Origin of the sequence: Streptomyces sp. NPDC058195, assembly GCF_042883525.1 — a bacterium.
Taxonomy (GTDB): domain Bacteria; phylum Actinomycetota; class Actinomycetes; order Streptomycetales; family Streptomycetaceae; genus Streptomyces.
This window is the reverse complement of record NZ_JBHVVM010000010.1, coordinates 138097-162344: the sequence shown is the minus strand read 5'-3', so window position 1 is coordinate 162344 and position 24248 is coordinate 138097. Positions and strand designations below refer to the sequence as shown.

Genomic DNA, 24248 nt, shown 5'->3' with positions numbered 1-24248 from the left:
CAGCCGCCGGGCTTTCAGTCGCCGGGCCGCGCCGAGGGCGCGAGTGCCCGGCGCAGCGCCAGGGCCGCCATCGGCAGCAGCAGGCATGCCCCGACCACATTCAGCCAGCCGTAGCTCGCGCGGGCGACGATGACCCCGGCGACGGCTCCGCCGACGCCCGCCGCCGTGTTCATCGTCAGGTCCGACAGGCCCTGCACGGCGGCGCGGGCCGCCTGCGGGACGGAGTCGGTGAGGAGCGCCGAACCGGAGACCAGCCCCGCCGACCAGCCGAGTCCGAGCATGAAGAGCCCGGCCGCCGTCTGCCCGTGGCTGGCGCCCGCGGTACCGGCCAGCAGCGCGGCGCAGGCCAGCAGCCCGACCGCGAGCCCGATCACGGTGAGCCGCCCGAAGCGGTCGGACAGCCATCCCATCACCGGGGAGAACGCGTACATCCCCGCGATGTGGCCGCTGATGACCAGGCCGATCAGCTGGAGCCCGGCGCCGTGGTGTCCCAGGTCGACCGGGGTCATCACCATGATCGAGACCATCGCGGTGTGCGAGACGGCCACCGTCACCAGCGCCAGCCGCGCCATCGGCGAGGCCCGGACCGCCGCGAACCCGGCACGCAGTGAACGGCTGGCCGGGGACGTCTCGCCCTGCGGTGCCAGCGCCCGTGCCGTGAGCAGCGGGTCCGGTCGCAGCAGTGCCCCGACGACCACGGCGGCCAGCAGGAAGATCCCGGCCGCGAAGACGAACGGCCCGGCCTGTTCGGACACCGGGCTGCCGCGGAAGACCCGGCCCACCGGGGCGGCGATGTTCGGCCCGAGGACGGAGCCGATCGTGGTGGCCCAGATGACCGTGGAGATCGCCCGGCCGCGCCGGTCCGGCTCGGCCAGATCCGCCGCGGCGAACCGGGCCTGCAGATTGGCCGAGGAGCCCGCGCCGAATCCGGCCATGCCGAGCAGCAGCAGCGGGAAGCTCTCCACGAGCGTGGACAGCACCACGAGCCCCGCGCCCAGCGCACCGATCAGATACGCCAGGACGAGCCCGGGACGCCGCCCGCGCGCGGTCATCAGCGCGGCCAACGGCAGCGAGAGCAGCGCAGTCCCGGCCACCGAAGCCGTCGGGCCCAGCCCGGACAGGGCCTCGGAACCGCCCACCTCCGTGGCCAGCACCGGGGCCAGGGCGATACCGATCGGAACGCCGAGGCCGCCGAGTATCTGGCTGCCTATGAGCACCGCCGACGTTCTGCGCCGCAGTCCGGGCAGATCGGCCGCCGAGACCGGGGCGGCCGGGCCGCCGGGCCCGGTGGGGGTGTCAGGTGCGTCAAGGGTGTTGGTCACTGGCGCAGTGTGCCAGCTCGTACACAGGTGCGAAAGCGGGTGGGTGCCCGCGTGCGGCTCTCCGGCCACCGGCTCAGAACAGCGGCTGCGGCAGTACCCCTTCCAGGGCCAGCAGTTGCCGCTTGGTCTCAAGGCCCCCGCCGAAACCGCCGAGCCCGCCGTCGCTCTCCACCACCCGATGGCACGGCACCACCACGGGCAGCGGATTGGACGCCATCGCCACCCCGACCGCCTGCGCGGCCCTTGGCTGTCCCACCCGCCGGGCGAGATCGCCGTACCCGACGACCGTTCCGTACGGCACGCCTGCCGCCAGCTCGCGGAGCACCTGGCGGTTGAAACCGGAGGTCAGCGACCAGTCCAGGGCGAGCGAGAAGTCCTGCGGCGCACCCGCGAAATACTCCGCGAGCTGGCGTATCGGCTCCGCGAGCCGGGCGGAGCCGGGCCGCTCCACCGGCTCCGTGCCGAACCGGTCCCGCAGCCGGCCCACCGCCGCCTCCCGCACCCCGGGGCGGGCGTGGAAGACCACGCTCACCAGCCCCGCTCCGGTCGCGGCGAGCAGCAGCGGGCCGATGCCGCTCCCGACGACGGCCCACTCGACGACCCCGTTGCTCTCCATGGGGACCACCGTACGACCGCCCACTGACAATGAGGCGCGGGACGGCGGCCGGGTACGCGCCAGCGGACGGGTACGGGTACAGGCTCGGGCACGGGACGGCGGACCGGGCGCGAGGCGGGCCGCGCCCCGGGCCGTGGGGTCAGCGCGTGGCTTCGCGCACCACGTCGGGGTTGTTGGTGATGATCCCGTCCACGCCCAGGCCCGCCACCTTCGCGGCGGTCGCCGCGTCGTTGACCGTCCAGGTGCTGATCTGGAGCCTCTTGCCGTGCGCGCCCTTCAGCGCGTGCACCGCCGCCACGTAGTCGGCCGAGACCGAGGGGTGGGAGGGGTTGATCTGGTCGGTGAACGCCGCGTACGAGGGCAGGTCGGCCACCGCCGGGGTGCCGAGGAAGCCCGTCGTGACGTCCGGGCGCAGCTGATGCACCTTCTTCACGCTGTCCGCGCCGAAGCTCTGGACGACGAGCCGGTTCTTCACATGGGCGCGGTCGAGCCACCCGTTCTGGCGCAGCACCCGAAGGGTCTCCTTCTCGATGCCGGGGTAGAGCTCGGGGCTCTTGATCTCCAGGAGGAGCTTCTGCCGGTTGCGCTCGACCCGCTTTAGGTACTCCTTGAGCGTGGGCACCCTGGCCCCGGCGAACCGCGGGCCGAACCAGCTGCCCGCGTCCAGCTTCGCGATCTCCTTCGCGGTGAAGTCCTTGACCGCCCACGGAGCACGGTCCGGGAAGACCTCCTCGGCGTGGGTGGTCCGCTTCAGACTGGTGTCGTGCATGACCACCAGCGCGCCGTCCCTGGTGAACTGGACATCGTTCTCCACCCAGTCGAAGCCGAGGGCGTCGGCCTTGTCGACGGCGGCCAGGGTGTTCTCCGGCGCGTACGCCGAGGCGCCCCGGTGGGCGATCACGACGGGCGCGGTCCGCTTCGCGTCCGTGGGGCCGCCCGCGGCCAGGGCTCCGGTGCCCGACACGAGGGCGCCGGTGCCGATCGCGGCGGCGACGAGGGCGGCGGTTGCGGTACGTGCGTACACGTGTACTCCTTGCGTCGGAAGGTGCGGACGGGCCGAGAGTGGCAGCCGCGCACCAACGGGGGACAGGCGAAGGATGGCCACACCGTGAACGCAGCCGCCGATGCCGGGTAACGGGCCGGATCTGTACTCGATAAAATGCAGCTCTTCTGTTTGTTTGCCGGGACTCGCGCCTTAGGGTCACCCCGAACCCCGGGCTTCCGCGAAGGACGTACGAGCATGCAGGGCACGATCGACGGATTCAGCTACGGAGCGGTGACGCCCGTCGTGTCCTTCCTGATGGCCTGCCTCGGCGCGGCCCTCGGCCTTCGCTGCACCAACCGCTCGCTGCGCACCGAGCGGTCCTTCAAGGCAGGCTGGCTGGCGCTCGGCGCGACGTCCATCGGCTCCGGCATCTGGACCATGCACTTCATCGCGATGACGGGCTTCTCCGTCGAGGGCGTGGTCATCACCTACGACAAGCCGATCACCTTCGCCAGCCTCGCGGTCGCCGTCGGCATGGTCGGCGTCGGCATCTTCGTCGTCGGCTACCGCGGCGCCACCGCGATGGCCCTGGTGACCGGCGGCACCATCACCGGGCTCGGCATCGCCACCATGCACTACCTGGGCATGGCCGGAATACGTCTCGACGGACAGCTGGAGTACGACACGTTCACCGTGGTGCTCTCCGTCGTGATCGCCGTGGTGGCCGCCACCACGGCGCTCTGGGGAGCCGTCTCCGTCAACGGCTTCCTGCCCAGCCTCGGCGCCAGCGTCGTCATGGGCGTCGCGGTCAGCGGCATGCACTACACCGGCATGGCCGCGCTCAGCGTCCACCTGCACCCCGGTGCGATCCCCGAGGCCGGGGCGGCCGGCACGGTGAACGCCCCGCTCGTGCCGCTGCTGATCGGCCCCGGCTGCTTCCTCGTCCTCGCCGCGGTCGTCGTGATGTTCGACCCGCTGATGGTGATGGGCACTCCGGACTGGAACGACCGCAGCTCCGCGCACGGCACCGGACGGCCCGCCGGAATCCCGGCCCAGCGACAGGTGCCGAGCTTCGGCACGCACGCCGATCCGGCGTCCTTCCACTCCCGGCCGCGCGACCCCGCACCCCCCGGGGAGTGGTGAACCGGAACCGCGGTTCCGGCGGGTCCGTCCCGGCCGGCGGTGGCGGGTCCGGCCCGGTTGTCAGTGGCGGGTCGTACGGTGGTCACATGCGGCCCGTTTCGAAGATCGAACGTTCGGTGGCGCCTTTCGAGGTCGTCAGTCCCTACCAGCCCAGCGGCGACCAGCCCGCGGCCATCGCCGAGCTGGAGCGGCGCGTCCGCGCGGGCGAGAAGGACGTCGTCCTGCTCGGCGCGACCGGCACCGGCAAATCCGCGACCACCGCGTGGATGATCGAGAAGCTGCAGCGCCCCACGCTCGTGATGGCGCCGAACAAGACGCTCGCCGCCCAGCTGGCGAACGAGTTCCGCGAGCTGCTCCCCAACAACGCCGTCGAATACTTCGTCTCGTACTACGACTACTACCAGCCCGAGGCGTACGTCCCGCAGTCGGACACCTACATCGAGAAGGACTCCTCGATCAACGAGGAGGTCGAGCGGCTGCGCCACTCCGCGACCAATTCGCTGCTCACCCGGCGCGACGTCATCGTGGTCGCCTCCGTCTCGTGCATCTACGGCCTCGGTACGCCCCAGGAGTACGTGGACCGCATGGTCCGCCTCAAGGTCGGCGACGAGATCGACCGCGACCAGCTGCTGCGCCGCTTCGTCGAGATCCAGTACACCCGCAACGACCTCGCGTTCACCCGAGGCACCTTCCGGGTCCGCGGCGACACCATCGAGATCTTCCCGGTCTACGAGGAGCTCGCCGTCCGCATCGAGATGTTCGGTGACGAGATCGAGGCGCTCTCCACCCTCCACCCGCTCACCGGCGAGGTGATCAGTGAGGACCAGTCCCTCCACGTCTTCCCCGCCAGCCACTACGTCGCCGGTCCGGAGCGCATGGAGAAGGCGGTCAACGGCATCGAGCAGGAGCTGGAGCAGCGCCTGGCCGAGCTGGAGAAGCAGGGCAAGATGCTGGAGGCCCAGCGGCTGCGGATGCGCACCACGTACGACATCGAGATGCTCCGGCAGATCGGCACCTGCTCCGGCGTCGAGAACTACTCGATGCACTTCGACGGCCGCTCCCCCGGCACCGCCCCCCACACCCTCCTCGACTACTTCCCCGAGGACTTCCTGCTCGTCCTGGACGAGTCGCACGTCACCGTGCCGCAGATCGGCGCCATGTACGAGGGCGACGCCTCCCGCAAGCGCACCCTCGTCGACCACGGCTTCCGGCTGCCCTCCGCGCTGGACAACCGCCCGCTGAAGTGGGAGGAGTTCCTGACCCGGATCGGCCAGACCGTCTACCTCTCCGCCACCCCGGGGACGTACGAGCTGTCCCGGGGCGACGGCTTCGTGGAGCAGATCATCCGCCCCACCGGCCTCGTTGACCCCGAAGTGGTCGTCAAGCCCACCGAGGGCCAGATCGACGACCTGGTGCACGAGATCCGCACCCGTGCCGAGAAGGACGAGCGGGTCCTGGTCACCACCCTCACCAAGAAGATGGCCGAGGACCTCACCGACTACTTCCAGGAACTCGGCATCCAGGTCCGCTACCTGCACAGTGACGTCGACACGCTGCGCCGCATCGAGCTGCTGCGCGAGCTGCGCGCCGGGGAGTACGACGTACTGGTCGGCATCAACCTCCTGCGCGAGGGCCTCGACCTGCCCGAGGTGTCGCTCGTCGCCATCCTCGACGCGGACAAGCAGGGTTTCCTGCGCTCGGGTACGTCCCTGATCCAGACCATCGGCCGCGCCGCCCGGAACGTCTCCGGACAGGTCCACATGTACGCCGACACGATCACCCCGGCGATGGCACAGGCCATCGACGAGACCAACCGCCGCCGCGAGAAGCAGGTCGCGTACAACACCGAGCGCGGCATCGACCCGCAGCCGCTGCGGAAGAAGATCAACGACATCGTCGCGACGATCGCCCGCGAGGAGATCGACACCGAGCAGCTGCTCGACAGCGGATACCGCCGTGGCAAGGACGCCAAGGGGGCCAAGGCCCCGGTTCCCGCGCTGGGCGGCAAGCAGTCCGGAGGCAAGCGGGCCAAGGGCGGCGAAACGGTCACGGACCGGCCCGCCACCGAACTCGCCGGGATCATCGAGGAGATGACGGACCGGATGCGGGCGGCCGCCGCGGACCTCCAGTTCGAGGTGGCGGCGCGGCTGCGCGACGAGGTCGGGGAGCTGAAGAAGGAGCTGCGCCAGATGCGGGAGGCGGGCCTCGCCTGAGCCCGCCCCGCCCAGGGGCGCCCGGTGTGTTGCAGGACCGACACAATACGGCCCAACGTGCGCGTCTCACCGGCGCGACTGCGTAGGGTTCTGGAAACCGCGCACGGATGGTTGCGGGTAAATGCGGAGAGGGGACAGCGCGTGACGGTCAATATGACCAAGGGTCAGGCCATCAGCCTGCAGAAGAGCGACGGGGGAACCCTGACCGCGGTTCGGATGGGACTCGGCTGGCAGGCAGCGCCGCGCCGGGGTCTGTTCGGGTCGCGTACCCGGGAGATCGACCTTGACGCGTCGGCGGTGCTCTTCGCCGACAAGCAGCCGGTCGACGTGGTCTTCTTCCGCCACCTCGTCAGTGACGACGGCTCGGTCAAGCACACCGGGGACAACCTGGTCGGCGGCGCCGGTTCCGGCGGCGACGACGAGGCGATCCTCGTCGACCTCCAGCGGGTGCCGGTCCACATCGACCAGATCGTCTTCACGGTGAACTCCTTCACCGGCCAGACGTTCCAGGAGGTGCAGAACGCCTTCTGCCGCATCGTCGACGAGACCAACGGCCAGGAGCTCGCCCGCTACACCCTGGACGGCGGCGGCCAGTACACCGCCCAGATCATGGCCAAGGTGCACCGCGCGGGCAACGGCTGGCAGATGACGGCCCTCGGCAACCCGGCCAACGGCCGCACCTTCCAGGACCTGATGCCGGCGATCCTGCCGCACCTGTAGCCAGGGCCCGGCCCAAGCCGGTACACATCAGTACCCGCAGCTCCCGGAGGCATAGGCCGCCGGGAGCTGCATCACATCGCGCCGCCCGCACACCGGGCGCACCGCAGCGCATCGTCGAGGGGACAGGGCAATGACGGCCGAGCTGGCCCGGGGGCAGAACCACACACTGCCGCAGACCCGACTGGAGATCCGGGTGTCGGCCGGCACGCCGGTGGTGGCCGGTGCCACGCTCGGCGACGAGAACGGCACGGTACGCGGCACCGAATGGATCGCCCACCCGGCTTCGCCTCAGCTCCCCGGGCTCGAAGTGTCCAAGCAGGCCGCCGCCGGCCACCGCCTCGCCGTGGACCTCGACGCCCTGCCCCCCTCGGTGCACCGGGTCACCGTGCTGCTGGCCCTGCCGACCGGGACCGGCGGCCCGGCGAGGTTCGGCGCCGTCGCCGCCCCGTTCGTCGCCGTCACCGGTCTCGACGGCGGTGAGATCGCCACCTTCACCCTCACCGGCCTGGACACCGAGTCCGCGGTCACGGCCCTGGAGCTCTACCGCCGCCAGGGAGCCTGGAAGGTACGCGCCGTCGGCCAGGGGTACGCCGGTGGCCTCGGCGCCCTGCTCGCCGACCAGGGTCTGCCCGGCGCCGCCGACCTGGCCCGCTCCATCCAGGACGCCGTCACCCGGGCGATGGCCCGCTCGGTCGCCCCGCCCCCGCCCCCGCCCCGCACCCCGGACACCGGCCGGGGCGGTCCGGGCACCGGCCCCGTACCGGCCCAGGGCGGCCACCGGCCCGCCGCCCAGCCGTCCGAGCCGCTCACGGAGCCCGTCACTCCCTCGTCCGCCACCCCGCCGGACGGCACCATCAACTACGCGCACCCGCGCCGCCAGATCTCCGCGCCCCCGCCGCCGCCCCCCACCGCCCCGCCTGCCGAGCCGGGCCGCCCCGCCCAGCCCGTCGCCGGTGACGCGACCGGCTGGTCCATGGACGAGCGCCTCTACAACCAGATCTGGGGCATGTTCGAGGACCTGGCCCGCACCGCCGCCGCGTACCGCAGCGCCGTCGACTTCGCCGAGTCCCGCATGGAGCAGGAGCTCGACCGCACCCTGTCCGACCCGCGCAGCCGGATCGGCGGTGCGGGCGACCGGGCCCGTGCCGAGGCCCGTGCCCGGCACGACGAGCTGACCGCCCGCGCCCGCGAGGCCCTCGACCGCGACCTCGCCCAGCTCGCCGCCGAGTCCGACGTGGTGGAGCCCGCGCTGCCCGCCGCGTTCGCCCGCTGGGACAACCCCGTCTGGCACGCCTACCGCGTCCCGATGGAGACCCCCATGGCGCTGCGCATCGGCGATCTCCACCTGCCCGAGAAGTCCGAGCTGAACATCCCGCTGCTGGTCCGGCTGCCGCTGGAGCGGGGGCTCTGGATCGACAGCGGCCGCACGTCCTCCGACGCCGCCGCCCTGCTCGACAGCGACCGGCTGCGCGGCCTCGCCATGGAGGGCGCGGTCCTGCTCGCGGCCCGGCTGCTGGCCGTCTACCCGGCCGACGACTTCTCTGTCCATGTCATCGACCCGGCGGGCACGGCGGCCGGGGCCCTCGCGCCCCTGGTGCGGTCCGGCGCGCTCGCCACTCCGCCCGCCTCCGGGGCCGCCGGGGTGTCCTCGGTCCTGGCCCGCCTCACCCGCCGCGTCGACCTGGTGCAGATGGCGGTCCGGGCCCGTGCCGCGGACTCGCTGCCCCCGGACGTTGACCCGGGCGAGCAGCTGCTGATCGTCAACGACTTCCCGCACGGCTTCGACGACCGGGCCGTCACCCAGCTGCGCTACCTCGCCGACGAGGGCCCCTCGGCCGGCGTCCACCTGATGATGGTCGCCGACCGGGAGGACGCCGCCGGGTACGGGCCGGTGCTCGACCCGCTGTGGCGCTCACTGCTGCGGATCACCCCGGTCCCGGACGACCACCTGGCCGACCCCTGGGTGGGGCACGCCTGGACGTACGAGCCGCCGCGGATCCCGCAGGGCAGCCGGGTCCTGGAACAGGTGCTCGCACAGGTGGCCGCGGCGCGCCGCCCCCGGCGGTGAGCGGCCGTCCCAGGCGCTGAACGATCGGCCCCGGCCCGGTTCGGGCCGGGGCCGATCCGCGTACCGCACCCCTCCGTGCACCGCTCTGACCTGGTTCTTTGGGTGATCATTGCCTTGCTCTTTACCTTTTCTTGGGCTTTCCTGTACTGTTCTTTGAACGGAGGGGAGTACTCCCGTACGCGGCGTTTCCGTCAGTACGGACCGTGACCGGTCCCGGAGCGTCGGCCCGTGGTGCGCGACCCGTGCGCCCGGGTGGAGGAGACCTCCGGCAGCGACGACGCTGAATCAGTAGCCGTAGCGAACTGCCGGAGGCGCAGTGGACGTTTCATGGACCATCTGGGTGCTGACCATTCTCGGTCTGTCAGCCCTGATCGCCGTCGACTTCTTCATCGGGCGCAAGCCCCATGACGTGACGACCAAGGAAGCCGGGATCTGGACGGTCATCTGGATCGCGCTGGCCGCCCTCTTCGGGCTCGGCCTGCTGCTCTTCGGTGAGAGCCAGGCCTCCGGTGAGTTCTTCGCGGGCTTCATCACCGAGAAGTCGCTCAGTGTCGACAACCTCTTCGTCTTCGTCCTGATCATGGCGAAGTTCTCGGTGCCGTCGCACCTGCAGCAGCGGGTGCTGCTCGTCGGCGTGCTGATCGCGCTGGTGCTGCGGGCCATCTTCATCGCGGCCGGGGCCGCCGTGATCGCCAACTTCTCCTGGGTCTTCTACATCTTCGGCGCGTTCCTGGTGTACACGGCCTGGAAGCTCGTCCAGGAGGCGCGGGCCGGTGACGAGGAGGAGGAGTTCGAGGAGAACCGCCTCCTCAAGAGCATCGAACGCCGCTTCGGGGTGGCCGACCGCTACCACGGCACCAAGCTCTTCATCCGGAACAACGGCAAGCGCGTCCTGACCCCGCTGATGGTCGTCATGCTCGCCATCGGCACCACCGACGTGCTGTTCGCCCTGGACTCCATCCCCGCCATCTTCGGCCTGACCCAGGACCCGTACATCGTCTTCACGGCCAACGCCTTCGCCCTGATGGGGCTGCGGCAGCTGTACTTCCTGATCGGCGGGCTGCTGAAGAAGCTGGTCCACCTCAGCTACGGGCTCTCGGTGATCCTTGGCTTCATCGGGGTGAAGCTGGTGCTGCACGCCCTGCATGAGTCCGGGGTGAACGTCCCCGAGATCTCCATCCCGGTCTCGCTCGGCGTCATCTGCGGCGTCCTGGTCATCACCACGATCACCAGCCTCCTCGCCAACCGGAAGCAGGCCCGCGCGGAAGCGGTCGAGGACGGGGAGCGGCCCGCCGACAAGGGCGCGGGGGTGGACGCCTGACCGCGGCGTGACGGCGCCGGGCCCGCCCGCCTTCACGGCGGAGCGGGCCCGGCGCCGTCGATGTCACCAGCCGAGGGCCCGGTCATCTCGCGGTGGACGGGGCTCCGCTGCGCTGAGCGCCCGCGGCGTTCCGCTCGCCCAGGGCCGGCCGCGTACGGCGCGCCCCCGTTCCGAAGCCGCCGGAGCGGGGGTGCCGCCGCGTCCGGCGTGTGCCGGCCGCTGGTACGCAGAGCGGAGCGCGGTCACGCTGCCGTCCAGCGCGGCCCGGAGACGTGCACGGCGTGGAAGGCGGCACCGCACGAGCGGGCCGTACCGAGGTGCCGGATCCGGCCGACGCGGACGTCGCCGTGCCAGTGCTGATCGTCCGGGCCGGAGCGGCGTGCCGGTGCGCGAGAGGAGATCGTGCCCGACCCGACCGTCTGAATCGACCGCCGCACGAGCGCCTGTCCGGTCGCCGGTGCGGATGCCGCCGTCCACACCAGGCCGGAAGGGCCTCACCCGTTTCAGGCCGGTCAGCCGTGCCCCCTGCCACCGGCCTCCGTGGGCAGAACACCGGGGGCGCCGCGTGTGCGGTACGGGAGCACCGGAGCGGGGCCGGCCCTTTCCAGGACGGCCCCGCTCGGATGCGCCGTTTACCAGCCTCGCGACCGCCAGCTGGCGAGGTGAGGTCGTTCCGCTCCCAGCGTCGTGTCGTTCCCGTGGCCCGGGTAGACCCACGTCTCGTCCGGCAGCGGATCGAAGATCTTGGCCTCGACATCGTCGATCAGGTTCGTGAAGTCCTCGGGGCTTGTTGTCCGTCCGGGGCCGCCCGGGAAGAGGCAGTCCCCGGTGAAGACGTGCGGGGCGCCGTGCGGGTCGTCGTAGACGAGCGCGATGGAGCCCGGGGTGTGGCCGACGAGGTGGCGGGCGGTCAGGCTGACCCGGCCCACCCGGACGGTGTCCAGGTCGTCCACGAGCACATCGGCCGGGACCGGGATGCCCTCGGCGTCATGACGGCCCGCGAAGGTGCGCGCCCCGGTGGCCGCGACCACCTCGGCGAGCGCCTGCCAGTGGTCGCCGTGCCGGTGGGTGGTGACCACGGACGCGATGCCGTCGTCACCGATCAGCCGGAGCAGCGTCCCGGCCTCGGCGGCCGCGTCGATCAGCAGCTGCTCGCCGGTGGCCCGGCAGCGCAGCAGATACGCGTTGTTGTTCATCGGGCCGACGGCGACCTTGGAGATCATCAGATCCGTCAGTTCGTGCACATCCGCGCGCCCGCCGACCTTGACCGCTCCGCTGTACGTCATAGGGCTCAGCCTATAGCGGGGGGAGCGCCGGAAGGGGGCCGCCCTCGACGGTCAGCGCCGCCCCGTCGCGGCGACCGCTGAGCCACCCGAGAAGATCGGGGGCCGTGCCGCGGACCGTCACGGGACCGCCCTCCGCGCCGCCGCCGGTCGTCCGGACCGGGCCCCCGTCGCCGGCCAGCCGCGTGGCGACGACATCGGGGTGTCCGTCGAACCGGTCGGCGAGGAACTCGATCTCCCGGCCGACGAACTCCGCCGCCAGGTCCTCCAGCTCGTAGCCGATCCCCAGGTCGACGTGGTGCAGCTCGACCTCGACGCGGCGGCGGAAGGGAAGCCGGGAGGCGGAGTCCGTCACACCGTTGCGCAGGGTGACCGTGCGCGACCAGTCGGCCGGCTCGGCGGCGGCCGAGGCGAAGCGGGCGGCGCTCCCGGCCAGGTCGGCCCGCTGCTCGGCGGGCGGCCTGGGTGCGTCGCGCTCGATGTCGCGGTCACGGGTTTCGCTGTCTGCGTACATGGGCCGACCCTGGAGAACGTTTACCAGCGCGTCGGCGTTACGGGAGAGGTGCGCCAGGACATGGCCCCTGCTCCAGCCCGGCAGTCGTGACGGCTCGGCGAGCGCGGCGGCGTCCAATGTCGCGATGGCGCTGAGCAGTCGATCGGTGGCTTCACGTACGGCGTCCAGGTCGTGCGCATGATCAATCATGGGGCCGAGCCTAGCCCCGCCACTCATTCGGGTGAAGGAGGTCCAAGCCGTCCGTAAATCGAATGTGCGTGCTATACGCTCGTGACTGAAGCTTTCGTACACCGCTGTGGCGCCCCCCATACCCTGGGACAGGGGCTCAGTTCCCCCATTTCTCTCCAGAAAGGTGCGGACCGGCGTGACCGACCGTCTCATCGTCCGTGGCGCTCGCGAGCACAACCTCAAGAACGTCTCGCTCGACCTTCCCCGTGACTCTCTGATCGTCTTCACCGGGCTCTCGGGGTCGGGCAAGTCGTCCCTTGCGTTCGACACGATCTTCGCCGAGGGGCAGCGGCGCTACGTGGAGTCCCTCTCCTCGTACGCGCGCCAGTTCCTCGGCCAGATGGACAAGCCGGACGTCGATTTCATCGAGGGTCTCTCGCCCGCCGTCTCCATCGACCAGAAGTCGACCTCGCGCAACCCGCGCTCGACGGTCGGCACCATCACCGAGGTCTACGACTACCTCCGGCTGCTCTTCGCCCGGATCGGCAAGCCGCACTGTCCCGAGTGCCGCCGTCCGATCTCGCGGCAGTCGCCGCAGGCCATCGTCGACAAGGTGCTGGCGCTGCCCGAGGGCAGCCGATTCCAGGTGCTCTCGCCGCTGGTGCGCGAGCGCAAGGGCGAGTTCGTCGACCTCTTCGCCGAGCTCCAGACCAAGGGGTACAGCCGGGCCCGGGTCGACGGCGCGACCATCCAGCTCTCCGAGCCGCCCAGGCTGAAGAAGCAGGAGAAGCACACCATCGAGGTGGTCATCGACCGTCTCACGGTGAAGGAGGGCGCCAAGCGGCGGCTGACCGACTCGGTCGAGACCGCGCTCGGGCTCTCCGGGGGCATGGTCGTGCTCGACTTCGTCGATCTCCCCGAGGACGACGCCGAGCGCGAGCGGATGTACTCCGAGCACCTCTACTGCCCGTACGACGACCTCTCCTTCGAGGAGCTCGAACCGCGCTCCTTCTCCTTCAACTCGCCCTTCGGCGCGTGCCCCGACTGCACGGGCATCGGTACGCGGATGGAGGTCGACCCGGACCTGATCGTCCCCGACCCGGAGAAGTCGCTCGACGAGGGCGCCATCCATCCCTGGTCGCACGGTCACACCAAGGAGTACTTCGGCCGCCAGATCACCGCGCTCGCCGACGCCCTCGGATTCCGCACCGACATTCCCTGGGCCGGACTGCCGCAGCGGGCCAGGAAGGCCCTGCTCTTCGGCCACAAGATCCAGACCGAAGTCCGCTACCGCAACCGCTACGGGCGGGAGCGCGCGTACACCACGCCGGCCTTCGAAGGCGCGGTGCAGTTCGTCAAGCGGCGCCACTCCGACGCGGAGAGCGACTCCAGCCGGGAGCGCTTCGAGGGGTACATGCGGGAGGTGCCCTGCCCGACCTGCGAGGGCACCCGGCTCAAGCCGATCGTCCTGGCGGTGACGGTGATGGAGAAGTCCATCGCCGAGGTCTCCGCGATGTCGATCAGCGAGTGCGCCGAGTTCCTCGGCCGGATGAAGCTCAACGCCCGCGACAAGAAGATCGCCGAGCGGGTGCTGAAGGAGGTCAACGAGCGGCTGAAGTTCCTGGTCGACGTCGGCCTCGACTACCTCTCGCTCAACCGCGCCGCGGGCACCCTGTCCGGTGGCGAGGCCCAGCGCATCCGGCTGGCCACCCAGATCGGCTCCGGCCTGGTCGGCGTGCTGTACGTGCTGGACGAGCCCTCCATCGGCCTGCACCAGCGGGACAACCACCGGCTGATCGAGACCCTGGTCAGGCTCCGCGACATGGGCAATACGCTCATCGTCGTCGAGCACGACGAGGACACCATCAAGGTCGCCGACTGGGTCGTCGACATCGGCCCCGGCGCCGGTGAGCACGGCGGCAAGGTGGTCCACTCCGGATCGCTCAAGGAGCTGCTGGCCAACGGTGAGTCGATCACCGGTCAGTACCTGAACGGCAAGAGGTCGATCCCGACGCCCGGCATCCGCCGCCCGGTGGACCCGGAGCGCCTGCTCACGGTGCACGGCGCCCGGGAGAACAACCTCCGGGACATCGACGTCTCCTTCCCGCTCGGGGTGTTCACCGCTGTCACCGGCGTCTCGGGTTCCGGGAAGTCGACGCTGGTCAACGACATCCTCTACACCCACCTGGCCCGGGAACTGAACGGCGCCAAGTCGGTCCCCGGACGGCACACCCGGGTCGACGGCGACGACCTGGTCGACAAGGTGGTCCACGTCGACCAGTCGCCCATCGGCCGTACGCCCCGGTCCAACCCGGCCACGTACACGGGCGTCTTCGACCATGTCCGCAGGCTCTTCGCGGAGACGATGGAGGCGAAGGTGCGCGGCTATCTGCCGGGCCGCTTCTCCTTCAACGTCAAGGGCGGCCGCTGCGAGAACTGCTCCGGCGACGGCACCATCAAGATCGAGATGAACTTCCTGCCGGACGTGTACGTCCCGTGCGAGGTCTGCCACGGAGCGCGCTACAACCGGGAGACCCTGGAGGTCCACTACAAGGGCAAGTCCATCGCCGAGGTGCTGGACATGCCGATCGAGGAGGGCCTGGAGTTCTTCGAGGCCGTCCCCACGATCGCCCGCCACCTGCGCACGCTCAACGAGGTGGGGCTCGGATACGTACGGCTCGGCCAGTCCGCGCCGACGCTCTCCGGCGGTGAGGCGCAGCGCGTCAAGCTCGCCAGCGAGCTGCAGAAGCGCTCCACGGGCCGCACCGTCTACGTCCTGGACGAGCCGACCACCGGTCTGCACTTCGAGGACATCAGCAAGCTGATCAACGTGCTCTCCGGCCTGGTCGACAAGGGCAACTCGGTGATCGTCATCGAGCACAACCTCGATGTCATCAAGACGGCGGACTGGGTCATCGACATGGGCCCCGAGGGAGGCAACGGCGGCGGCATGGTCGTCGCCGAGGGCACCCCCGAGGAGGTCGCCGGGGCTCCGGCCAGCCACACCGGGAAGTTCCTCCAGGACATCCTGGACCCGGAGCGGGTGAGCGAGGCCGCCCTGCCCGCGGCCCGCAAGCCGGTGCGGCGAACGGCCGCGAAGAAGACAGCGGCGGCGAAGAAGCCCGCCGCGGCGAAGAAGACGGCCCGTACGCGCAAGGCCTGACCTCCGCGGGCGCGGGGGGTGTCCGGCCCATGCCTGCGACAACGCGGGCACGGGCCGGACGCTCCCTGGCGGCCCCGGGAGGTCCGGGGCCGCCAGCACACCGCTGACCAGGGGCGACCGGGCTCGGGTGGCCCGGCCGCGGAGCCGTCCGTCTCCGCCGGTATCGTCGGTTCCGTCACTGATGGCACCGATGGCCCGAGCCGCCCGCGGTACTCCTGGTACGCGCGGCGCCCCGGCCGCAGCCGGTGCTCATCCGCCCCTCTGACCACTGGAGACCGCATGCCCGGCCAGCCCGCCGCCCGCCGAACCGTGCTGAAGGGTGCCGCTCTCGCCGGCGCAGCCGGGCTGGGAGTGGCCGCCTGCTCGACCGATTCGAAGCTCGGCCATGCCGAGACGCCGACGCCTACCGCGCCCGTCGAGCTCGGCCCGCCGGACGCGGTCGAGGTCGGCCAGTCCAAGCTCTACCGCAACGAGCGGGTCATCGTGAGCTGCCCGGCCAAGGGCCAGTACAAGGCGTTCAGCGCCCAGTGCACCCACGCGGGCTGCCTGCTCGACAAGGTCGAGGACAACGTGGGGACGTGCCCCTGTCACGGCAGCCACTTCGACACCACGACAGGCAAGGCCATGCGCGGCCCGGCCACCGCACCGCTGCCCGCGGTCCCGGTCAGGGTCGAGGGCGGAAAGCTGGTCGCGGGCCCCGACGCCTGACCCCGGCCGGACACGGACACGGACACGGCTCCCCAGCCGGAACCGGCTCCCCAACCGGAACCGGCTCCCCAACCGGAACCGGCTCCCCAACCGGGACCGGGACCGGGACCGGGATCACTCCCAGTCCCAGTCGATGCCGACCAGACCGGGCCGTACCCCCTGCTCGACCAGGTGGACGGTCCGGTGCCGGCCGGTCAGCGTGAGATCCGTACGCGCGCCGCGCGGCGCCCCCGCCGATACCTGGGCGAAGCGTCGGCAGCGTACCGGCAGCGCGGCCTCGTCGAAGGCCACCTGGAGCACGTACTGCCCGCCGCCGAAGCTGAAGCCCCGCACGTACTCGCGCGACGGCCCGCCCGTGCCGTCGTGGAATCCGTAGCCGAAGAGATGGGTGTCGCCCGCCCGCAGCCGGGTGTCGAAGAGCAGCTCCGCGACGAGGACCCCCGTCGTACGGTCCCAGCGGACCCGCCCCGTCCGGCAGTTCTCCCGGGCCGTCACCCTCACCCGTGCCGGATCACAGCCCTGATCCCCCCGGTGGACGGCAAGATAGCGGTCGATGCCGTCCCGGTGGGCCCGCACCACGTGCTGTGACTCGCGCTGCCGCAGTTCCCGGCCCGGACCGATCCGTACCCGCTCGTGGTGGCCCACCGTGTGCAGCCCGCCGTCCACCGGCGAGCCCAGCTCTCCGAGCAGCCGCTCCACGGCTCCGGACGACTCCAGCAGGGAACGGTACGAACGTGCCGCCGGACGGTCGGCATCCGGCCGCGGACTCCCGGCGTCCAGCAGCCGGAGCAGCGAGTTTCCCGGCAGTTCCAGCACCTCCTCCAGCGCCTTCACGGCCCGCAGCGACTCGGCGCGCTGCGGGCGCCTGACCCCCTGCTGCCAGTAACTCAGGCTGGTCACACCGACTTTGACCCCGCGGTGCGCGAGATGGTGCTGCACCCGCTGGAGCGGCAGCCCGCGTACCGAGAGCGCGGTGCGCAGCGCCAGATGGAACGGGCCGGTGTGCAGCACCTGCGCCAGTTCAGCCTCGGTGTGCTGCATGAGGACCTCCAGGTGAACGTTCACGACGCGGTGCCCGGGGGACCGTGCCGGAGGGGGCGGTGCCGCAGGTGGCCGGGGGAGGGCCGTTCACGTGCCCGCCACGCCGTTCACACCACGATGTTCCCCCGCATTGAAGCGTGTTGACCCGCCTGCGACAACGGTTGATGCTCCTCGCACAGCGTCCGGACGCGCTCCTTTCGATCCCACACCCCCGCTTCGGGAGGAACGCCATGCGCAACCGAATAATCCGAAGAGGGCGGATCCTGGCGACGACCGCCCTGGCCGCCGCCCTCCTCGCCCTGACGACGACCGCCTCCGCCGCCCCGGCGCCCGCCACCTCCGCCCAGGCGAGCCCGCTCGCCGCCACCCAGCGGCTGAACATCACCATGCAGGCCCAGCAGAAGACCAACTGGTGCTGGGCGGCGTCCGGCAACACCGTCGCCACCTGGTTCGGCCGGAACTACTCGCAGAACCAGTTCTGCAACGCCGCCTTCGGCCGGGCCCAGGGCTATGAGTGCCCCAACTCCCAGGCCACGCTCGGCAACGTCCAGGACGGCCTGTACTGGGCCGGGGTCAACCCCGGCTCGTACGTGACCGGCTGGCTCCGCTACCCCACCGTCCAGGCCGAGATCGCCGCGGGCCGCCCGGTGGAGACCCGCATCCAGTGGTCCTCCGGCGGCGGCCACATGCACGTCCTGTACGGGTACGACGACGCGGGCAGCTGGGTCTACTGGGGCGATCCCTGGCCCTCCAGCAACCGCTACAACTGGGCCTCGCACGCCTGGTACGTGAACAACAACGAGTTCGCCTGGACCCACTCCCTCTACCGGATCGGAGCGTGACGCGATGAGCCACGCGACCGCACACGCTCCGCACGCCGCCCGGTCCGCAGGTCCCTCGCGGGCCGCGCGGTCCGCCGCGGCGGCCCTCGCGGCCACCGGTGTACTGGCGGGCTGCGCCCTGTTCACCGTCGCGGCCCCGACCGCGGCCGCCGCCACCGGACCGTCCGCGGGCCCGGCCGCCCTGGCCGCCGCCCGGCAGTCGGCCGCCGGGCCCGCGACCCTGGACACCCTGGCCCGGTTCTTCGCCCGCGAGGGCGCGGTCAGCAGGTCGGCCGCGGCCCCCCGCATCGTGGGCGCGACCGTCCCGGTGCGCACCCTTAACGCGGACTTCGTCGCCGGGAAGCCGGGGGCACCCGTCGCCCGGCTCGACTACCTCGCCACCACCGCCGTCTCCTCGGACGGCCAGAAGGCGTCCCTGTGGTCCCTTCCGAAGGAAGGGACGGACGGCTCCTGGCAGGTGGTGAACATCGCCACCGGCGACGACGAGTCCAGATACGCCGCCGCGGGCGCCCGAAAGCTGCCCGGCGGGACGGTCTTCCGCGAACCGCAGGTGGACGCCTGGTACGTCCACAAGGGGACGAAGGTGCTCCCGCTGGACCAGGACGCGGTCCGCGCGGTCGGCGCCCACGGCACCACGCTGGCCGCCTACCGCGCCCGGGTGCGCGCCGCCTACGGCGACAAGCTCCCCGGCTCCGGCTACGCCCGGTCGGGGAAGGCGGGCGGCTACGCCCCGTCCACCGTCCCCGTGCCCCGTGCCGCCGAGCACCGGACGGCCGCCGCGGGCGCGGTCTCCGGCCCGGCGGTGAGCGCCGCCTCGGCCGCGGCCGGAGCGGGCGCCCTGCTCGCGCTCGTCCTCACCGGCCGCGCCGTCCTGCGCGGACGGCGGCACCGGCCGGGCCCGGCGGCCCGCTGACCCGTGCTCCGGGGCGCGCTCCCGTGCTCCGCGCCCCGGAGCACGGCACCGCTTCCGGTCCCCCTTGCTGTCGGTGCCCGCCAGTAGGGTGGGAGTCATGGCAGACCCCTCCAGCTACCGCCCCAAGCCGGGTCAGATCCCCGACTCCCCGGGGGTCTACAGGTTCCGTGACGATCACCGCCGGGTGATCTACGTAGGCAAGGCCAAGAACCTCCGCCAGCGCCTGGCCAACTACTTCCAGGACCTGGCCTCGCTCCACCCGCGCACGCGCACCATGGTCACCACGGCCGCCTCGGTGGAGTGGACGGTCGTCTCCACCGAGGTCGAGGCCCTCCAGCTGGAGTACTCCTGGATCAAGGAGTACGACCCCCGGTTCAACGTCAAGTACCGCGACGACAAGAGCTACCCCTACCTCGCGGTCACGCTCAACGAGGAGTTCCCGCGCGTCCAGGTCATGCGGGGGGCCAAGAAGAAGGGCGTGCGCTACTTCGGTCCGTACGGGCACGCCTGGGCGATCCGCGAGACGGTCGACCTGATGCTCCGGGTCTTCCCGGTGCGTACGTGTTCGGCCGGGGTCTTCAGGAACGCCGCCCGGACGGGCCGTCCCTGCCTCCTTGGTTACATCGGCAAGTGCTCTGCCCCCTGCGTAGGCCGTGTCACTCCCGAGGAACACCGCGCCCTGGCCGAGGACTTCTGCGACTTCATGGCCGGCCGCACCGGTTCGTACATCCGCCGCCTGGAGAAGGACATGGTGGCCGCCGCCGAGGAGATGGAGTACGAGCGGGCGGCCCGGCTCCGCGACGACGTGGAGGCCCTCAAGCGGGCCATGGAGAAGAGCGCGGTCGTCCTTGCCGACGCCACCGACGCCGACCTGATCGCGCTCGCCGAGGACGAGCTGGAAGCCGCCGTCCAGATCTTCCACGTACGCGGCGGCCGGGTGCGCGGCCAGCGCGGCTGGGTCACCGACCGGGTCGAGAACGTCGGCACCCAGGGCCTGGTCGAGCACGCCCTGCAGCAGCTCTACGGGGAGGAGACCGGCGACGCCGTGCCCAAGGAGGTCCTTGTCCCCGCCCTGCCCGAGGACCCGGACGCGGTCTCCCAGTGGCTCGCCGACCGCCGCGGCTCCCAGGTCAGCCTGCGCATACCGCAGCGCGGCGACAAGAAGGACCTGATGACGACGGTCCAGCGCAACGCCCAGCAGGCCCTGGTGCTGCACAAGACCAAGCGCGCCTCGGACCTGACCACCCGCTCCCGCGCCCTGGAGGAGATCGCCGAGGCGCTCGGCCTCGACACCGCCCCGCTGCGCATCGAGTGCTACGACATCTCGCACCTCCAGGGCGACGACGTGGTCGCCTCCATGGTCGTCTTCGAGGACGGCCTGGCCCGCAAGAGCGAGTACCGCCGCTTCCAGATCAAGGGCTTCGAGGGCCAGGACGACGTCCGGTCGATGCACGAGGTGATCAGCCGCCGCTTCCGCAGGTACCTCCAGGACAAGGAGCGCAACGGGGAGTGGGAGGAGCCCCCCGCGCCGGCCGGGGACTCCGCGTCGGCCGGGGACTCCGCGCCGGCCGGGGACTCCGCGCCGGCCGGGACGTCCGGGGCCCCCGGCGCCGTACCGGACCCCGCCGCGGCCGGCACCGAGCCGCGCGAGGACGACGGGCGTCCCAGACGCTTCGCCTACCCGCCGCAGCTCGTCGTGGTCGACGGCGGCCAGCCGCAGGTCGCCGCGGCCCAGCGCGCCCTCGACGAGCTGGGCATCGACGACATCGCCGTCTGCGGCCTCGCCAAGCGCCTCGAAGAGGTCTGGCTGCCCGACGACGAGGACCCCGTCGTCCTGCCCCGCTCCAGCGAGGGCCTCTACCTCCTCCAGCGCGTACGTGACGAAGCCCACCGCTTCGCGATCACCTATCAGCGCGCCAAACGGGCCAAACGCATCCGTTCCAGTCCCCTGGACGCGGTCTCCGGCCTCGGCGAAACCCGGAAACAGGCGTTGATCAAGCATTTCGGCTCCGTGAAGAAGCTGAGGCAGGCGACAATCGACGAGATCTGCGAGGTTCCGGGGATAGGCCGCAGGACGGCGGAATCAGTAGCCGTCGCCCTCGCCTCGACCGCCCCGGCCGCGCCCGCCGTGAACACGGCGACAGGAGAGATCATTGAAGAGGACGACGGGGGCAGTACGTCATGACCGAGCGTGAGTACGCGCACGAAGCCGCACGCGAGCCAGCAGTCGAGCACAACGGCACCGACCGAACAGACGGAGCACCACACGTGAGTACGGGCAGCACGATCGAGACCGGCGACGGGAATGCGACCATTCCCGAGCTGGTGATCATCTCGGGGATGTCGGGCGCCGGCCGCAGCACCGCGGCCAAATGCCTGGAGGACCTCGGCTGGTTCGTCGTCGACAACCTGCCGCCCGCCCTGATCCCCACCATGGTCGAGCTCGGCGCCCGCTCGCAGGGCAACGTGGCACGGATCGCCGTCGTCGTCGACGTCCGGGGCCGCCGTTTCTTCGACAACCTCCGCGAGTCCCTCGCCAGCCTGGAGGCCAAGCACGTCACCCGGCGCATCGTCTTCCTGGAGTCCTCCGACGACGCCCTGGTCCGCCGCTTCGAATCGGTCCGCCGCCCGCACCCCCTCCAGGGCGACGGCCGGATCGTCGACGGCATCGCCGCCGAGCGCGACCTGCTGCGCGAGCTGCGCGGCGACGCCGACCTGGTGATCGACACCTCCAGCCTCAACGTCCACGAACTGCGCGCCAAGATGGACGCCCAGTTCGCCGGGGACGAGGAGCCGGAGCTGCGCGCCACGGTGATGTCCTTCGGCTTCAAGTACGGCCTGCCGGTCGACGCGGACCTGGTGGTCGACTGCCGCTTCCTGCCCAACCCGCACTGGGTTCCCGAACTGCGCCCCTTCACCGGGCTCAACGAGGAGGTCTCCGCCTACGTCTTCGACCAGCCGGGTGCCAAGGAGTTCCTGAACCAGTACACCGAGCTGCTCCAGCTCATCGCCGCCGGATACCGCCGCGAGGGCAAGCGCTACGTGACGATCGCCGTCGGCTGCACGGGCGGCAAGCACCGTTCGGTCGCCATGTCCGAGAAGCTGGCGGCCCGGCTCGCGGCCGAGGGCGTCGAGACCGTCCTCGTCCACCGGGACATGGGGCGCGAGTGACCAGCCGCAATCTGCGCCTGCGGCGACTGCGCAGAGCCACCTCCGCGCTTTCCGGCCGCAAGCGCGGCGCCCAGCCCAAGGTCGTCGCCCTCGGCGGCGGCCACGGGCTGTCCGCGTCGCTCACCTCGCTCCGCCGGATCACCGGTGACCTCACCGCCGTGGTCACCGTCGCCGACGACGGCGGCTCCAGCGGCCGCCTCCGCGAGGAGCTGGGTGTGCTGCCCCCCGGTGACCTGCGCAAGGCGCTGGCCGCCCTGTGCGGCGACGACGAGTGGGGCCAGACCTGGGCGCAGGTCATCCAGCACCGCTTCCAGTCCCGGGGCGATCTCCACGAGCACGCGGTCGGCAACCTGCTGATCGTCGCCCTGTGGGAGCAGCTCGGCGATCACGTCCAGGCACTCGACCTGGTCGGCAAGCTGCTCGGCGCGCACGGCCGGGTGCTGCCGATGTCCGCCGTGCCGCTGGAGCTTCAGGCGCTGGTCCGCGGGCACGATCCGGCCCGCCCCGATGACGTGGACACCGTGTGCGGCCAGGCCACCGTGGCGCTCACCCCCGGTGAGGTGCAGTCCGTCCACGTCGTCCCGCACGACCCGCCCGCCGTCCCCGAGGCCGTGGCGGCGGTCCTGGACGCCGACTGGGTGGTGCTCGGCCCGGGATCCTGGTTCTCCTCGGTGATCCCGCACCTCCTCGTCCCCGAACTGCTCGACGCGCTCATCGAGACCAAGGCCCGCAAGGTCCTCTCGCTCAACCTCGCTCCGCAACCGGGTGAAACTGATGGCTTCTCCCCGCAGCGTCATTTGGAGGTTTTGGGACGACACGCCCCTAAACTCGCCCTGGACGTGGTGCTGGCCGACGAAGCTGCCGTGCCCGACCGTGAGTCCCTCGCCGATGCCGCCAAGCGGCTCGGCGCCGCGGTCGAGCTGGCGCCGGTGGCCTCACCCGACGGCGTTCCGATTCATGACCCGGAGCTGTTGGCCGCCGCGTACGACCGTATTTTTCGGATGCATGGAAGGATCGGCCCATGGCGATGACGCAGGCGGTGAAGAGCGAAATCTCTCGGCTTCCTGTCACCCGGACGTGCTGCAGAAAGGCGGAGGTCTCGGCCATTCTCCGGTTCGCGGGCGGGCTGCACCTGGTGAGCGGCCGGATCGTGATCGAGGCGGAGCTGGACACCTCGATGGCGGCACGGCGGCTCAAGCGGGACATCCTTGAGATCTTCGGGCACAGCTCGGAGCTGATCGTGATGGCTCCGGGCGGGCTGCGGCGCAGCTCCCGCTACGTCGTACGCGTCGTGGCGGGCGGCGACCAGCTGGCCCGGCAGACCGGACTGGTGGACGGCCGGGGCCGCCCCATCCGCGGGCTTCCGCCGCAGGTGGTCTCGGGGGCCACCTGCGACGCCGAGGCGGCCTGGCGCGGGGCCTTCCTGGCCCATGGCTCGCTCACCGAGCCGGGCCGTTCCTCCTCGCTGGAGGTGACCTGCCCCGGCCCGGAGGCGGCGCTCGCCCTGGTCGGCGCGGCCCGGCGGCTCTCCATCGCGGCCAAGGCCCGCGAGGTGCGCGGGGTGGACCGCGTCGTGGTCCGCGACGGGGACGCGATCGGTGCCCTGCTGACCCGGCTCGGCGCCCACGACTCGGTGCTGGCCTGGGAGGAGCGGCGGATGCGCCGCGAGGTCCGCGCCACCGCCAACCGCCTGGCCAACTTCGACGACGCCAACCTGCGCCGCTCCGCGCGCGCCGCGGTCGCCGCCGGTGCCCGGGTGGGACGTGCCCTGGAGATCCTCGGTGAGGAGGTGCCCGAGCACCTCGCGGCGGCCGGCCGTCTGCGCATGGAGCACAAGCAGGCGTCCCTGGAGGAGCTGGGCGCGCTCGCCGACCCGCCGCTGACCAAGGACGCGGTCGCCGGACGGATCCGCCGACTGCTGGCGATGGCCGACAAACGGGCCCAGGACCTGGGTATCCCAGGCACCGAATCCACCCTCAGCGAGGAGCTCGCCGACGGCCTGGTGAGCTGATCCGGAGGGGCGGCGAATCCGGCCGTACGCCGGACGCGCGAAGCCC

General features: G+C 71.6%; 19 protein-coding genes. 13 read left to right on the top strand and 6 right to left on the bottom strand.

Annotated elements, in window-relative coordinates; translation table 11 throughout:
- Positions 1–14: 14 nt before the first annotated feature.
- The 3 genes from ACFVWY_RS15480 to ACFVWY_RS15470 form a co-directional block, all read right to left on the bottom strand.
- Entirely contained in the window at positions 15–1322 is a 1308-nt protein-coding gene (locus tag ACFVWY_RS15480; RefSeq protein WP_389871844.1) for an MFS transporter, read from the bottom strand.
- A 73-nt stretch (positions 1323–1395) separates the two neighbouring features.
- The gene (locus ACFVWY_RS15475; RefSeq protein WP_389871841.1) at positions 1396–1938 is read right to left on the bottom strand and encodes a methylated-DNA--[protein]-cysteine S-methyltransferase; all 543 of its coding nucleotides are present in this window, start codon (positions 1936–1938) and stop codon (positions 1396–1398) included.
- 139 nt (positions 1939–2077) lie between these two features.
- A complete protein-coding gene (locus tag ACFVWY_RS15470; RefSeq protein WP_389871838.1) occupies positions 2078–2962 on the bottom strand; it encodes a glycerophosphodiester phosphodiesterase in 885 nt (294 codons plus the stop codon).
- Between the two features lie 216 nt (positions 2963–3178).
- On the opposite strand from ACFVWY_RS15470, the gene ACFVWY_RS15465 reads away from it, so the two are divergent.
- The 5 genes from ACFVWY_RS15465 to ACFVWY_RS15445 all read left to right on the top strand — a co-directional run bounded on the left by ACFVWY_RS15465 (position 3179) and on the right by ACFVWY_RS15445 (position 10388).
- Positions 3179–4066, top strand: a complete 888-nt coding sequence (locus ACFVWY_RS15465; RefSeq protein WP_389871836.1) for an MHYT domain-containing protein — start codon at positions 3179–3181, stop codon at positions 4064–4066.
- Positions 4067–4152: 86 nt separating this feature from the next.
- Positions 4153–6279, top strand: a complete 2127-nt coding sequence (uvrB, locus tag ACFVWY_RS15460) for an excinuclease ABC subunit UvrB (RefSeq protein ID WP_389871833.1) — start codon at positions 4153–4155, stop codon at positions 6277–6279.
- A 141-nt stretch (positions 6280–6420) separates the two neighbouring features.
- Complete coding sequence (locus ACFVWY_RS15455; protein ID WP_124718298.1) at positions 6421–6999, top strand: TerD family protein; 579 nt, start codon at positions 6421–6423, stop codon at positions 6997–6999.
- 130 nt (positions 7000–7129) lie between these two features.
- Entirely contained in the window at positions 7130–9067 is a 1938-nt protein-coding gene (locus ACFVWY_RS15450) for a TerD family protein (protein ID WP_389871830.1), read from the top strand.
- 316 nt (positions 9068–9383) lie between these two features.
- Positions 9384–10388, top strand: coding sequence for a TerC family protein (locus ACFVWY_RS15445; RefSeq protein ID WP_389871828.1), 1005 nt, complete (start codon positions 9384–9386; stop codon positions 10386–10388).
- Positions 10389–11020: 632 nt separating this feature from the next.
- Here the strand turns inward: ACFVWY_RS15445 and ACFVWY_RS15440 are convergent.
- Entirely contained in the window at positions 11021–11674 is a 654-nt protein-coding gene (locus tag ACFVWY_RS15440) for an MBL fold metallo-hydrolase (protein WP_389871826.1), read from the bottom strand.
- 10 nt (positions 11675–11684) lie between these two features.
- A complete protein-coding gene (locus tag ACFVWY_RS15435; RefSeq protein WP_389871823.1) occupies positions 11685–12374 on the bottom strand; it encodes a maleylpyruvate isomerase family mycothiol-dependent enzyme in 690 nt (229 codons plus the stop codon).
- Between the two features lie 175 nt (positions 12375–12549).
- On the opposite strand from ACFVWY_RS15435, the gene uvrA reads away from it, so the two are divergent.
- Positions 12550–15516: an excinuclease ABC subunit UvrA gene (uvrA, locus tag ACFVWY_RS15430; protein WP_389871820.1), complete on the top strand. Its 2967-nt coding sequence runs from the start codon at positions 12550–12552 to the stop codon at positions 15514–15516.
- A gap of 279 nt (positions 15517–15795) precedes the next feature.
- Positions 15796–16224, top strand: a complete 429-nt coding sequence (locus ACFVWY_RS15425; protein ID WP_389871817.1) for a Rieske (2Fe-2S) protein — start codon at positions 15796–15798, stop codon at positions 16222–16224.
- A gap of 114 nt (positions 16225–16338) precedes the next feature.
- Here the strand turns inward: ACFVWY_RS15425 and ACFVWY_RS15420 are convergent, their stop codons facing one another.
- Positions 16339–17265 (bottom strand): hypothetical protein, encoded by a 927-nt coding sequence (locus tag ACFVWY_RS15420; protein ID WP_389871814.1) that lies wholly within the window; start codon positions 17263–17265, stop codon positions 16339–16341.
- A gap of 230 nt (positions 17266–17495) precedes the next feature.
- On the opposite strand from ACFVWY_RS15420, the gene ACFVWY_RS15415 reads away from it, so the two are divergent.
- The 6 genes from ACFVWY_RS15415 to whiA all read left to right on the top strand — a co-directional run bounded on the left by ACFVWY_RS15415 (position 17496) and on the right by whiA (position 24202).
- Positions 17496–18107, top strand: a complete 612-nt coding sequence (locus tag ACFVWY_RS15415) for a papain-like cysteine protease family protein (protein WP_389871811.1) — start codon at positions 17496–17498, stop codon at positions 18105–18107.
- Positions 18108–18111: 4 nt separating this feature from the next.
- The gene (locus ACFVWY_RS15410) at positions 18112–19020 is read left to right on the top strand and encodes a hypothetical protein (protein ID WP_389871808.1); all 909 of its coding nucleotides are present in this window, start codon (positions 18112–18114) and stop codon (positions 19018–19020) included.
- A gap of 97 nt (positions 19021–19117) precedes the next feature.
- Positions 19118–21205, top strand: a complete 2088-nt coding sequence (gene uvrC / locus ACFVWY_RS15405; RefSeq protein WP_389871805.1) for an excinuclease ABC subunit UvrC — start codon at positions 19118–19120, stop codon at positions 21203–21205.
- Positions 21202–22191, top strand: coding sequence for an RNase adapter RapZ (gene rapZ / locus ACFVWY_RS15400; RefSeq protein ID WP_389871802.1), 990 nt, complete (start codon positions 21202–21204; stop codon positions 22189–22191). Before uvrC ends, rapZ begins: the two co-directional genes overlap by 4 nt.
- Positions 22188–23222 carry a uridine diphosphate-N-acetylglucosamine-binding protein YvcK gene (gene yvcK / locus ACFVWY_RS15395; protein WP_389871799.1) on the top strand — a complete coding sequence of 345 codons (1035 nt, stop codon included), beginning with the start codon at positions 22188–22190 and terminating at the stop codon, positions 23220–23222. Before rapZ ends, yvcK begins: the two co-directional genes overlap by 4 nt.
- Positions 23213–24202: a DNA-binding protein WhiA gene (whiA, locus tag ACFVWY_RS15390; RefSeq protein WP_352275030.1), complete on the top strand. Its 990-nt coding sequence runs from the start codon at positions 23213–23215 to the stop codon at positions 24200–24202. Before yvcK ends, whiA begins: the two co-directional genes overlap by 10 nt.
- The last annotated feature ends 46 nt before the right edge of the window (positions 24203–24248 follow it).

What these genes read in the sequence shown, in the direction of transcription:
- ACFVWY_RS15450 (WP_389871830.1), top strand. Translation starts at nt 7,130, where the DNA reads ATGACGGCCGAGCTGGCCCGGGGGCAGAACCACACACTGCCGCAGACC.
- ACFVWY_RS15410 (WP_389871808.1), top strand. Translation starts at nt 18,112, where the DNA reads ATGAGCCACGCGACCGCACACGCTCCGCACGCCGCCCGGTCCGCAGGT.
- ACFVWY_RS15465 (WP_389871836.1), top strand. Translation starts at nt 3,179, where the DNA reads ATGCAGGGCACGATCGACGGATTCAGCTACGGAGCGGTGACGCCCGTC.
- whiA (WP_352275030.1), top strand. Translation starts at nt 23,213, where the DNA reads ATGGCGATGACGCAGGCGGTGAAGAGCGAAATCTCTCGGCTTCCTGTC.
- ACFVWY_RS15425 (WP_389871817.1), top strand. Translation starts at nt 15,796, where the DNA reads ATGCCCGGCCAGCCCGCCGCCCGCCGAACCGTGCTGAAGGGTGCCGCT.
- ACFVWY_RS15440 (WP_389871826.1), bottom strand. Translation starts at nt 11,674, where the DNA reads ATGACGTACAGCGGAGCGGTCAAGGTCGGCGGGCGCGCGGATGTGCAC.
- ACFVWY_RS15435 (WP_389871823.1), bottom strand. Translation starts at nt 12,374, where the DNA reads ATGATTGATCATGCGCACGACCTGGACGCCGTACGTGAAGCCACCGAT.
- ACFVWY_RS15475 (WP_389871841.1), bottom strand. Translation starts at nt 1,938, where the DNA reads ATGGAGAGCAACGGGGTCGTCGAGTGGGCCGTCGTCGGGAGCGGCATC.
- ACFVWY_RS15415 (WP_389871811.1), top strand. Translation starts at nt 17,496, where the DNA reads ATGCGCAACCGAATAATCCGAAGAGGGCGGATCCTGGCGACGACCGCC.
- rapZ (WP_389871802.1), top strand. Translation starts at nt 21,202, where the DNA reads ATGACCGAGCGTGAGTACGCGCACGAAGCCGCACGCGAGCCAGCAGTC.
- uvrC (WP_389871805.1), top strand. Translation starts at nt 19,118, where the DNA reads ATGGCAGACCCCTCCAGCTACCGCCCCAAGCCGGGTCAGATCCCCGAC.
- uvrB (WP_389871833.1), top strand. Translation starts at nt 4,153, where the DNA reads ATGCGGCCCGTTTCGAAGATCGAACGTTCGGTGGCGCCTTTCGAGGTC.
- ACFVWY_RS15420 (WP_389871814.1), bottom strand. Translation starts at nt 17,265, where the DNA reads ATGCAGCACACCGAGGCTGAACTGGCGCAGGTGCTGCACACCGGCCCG.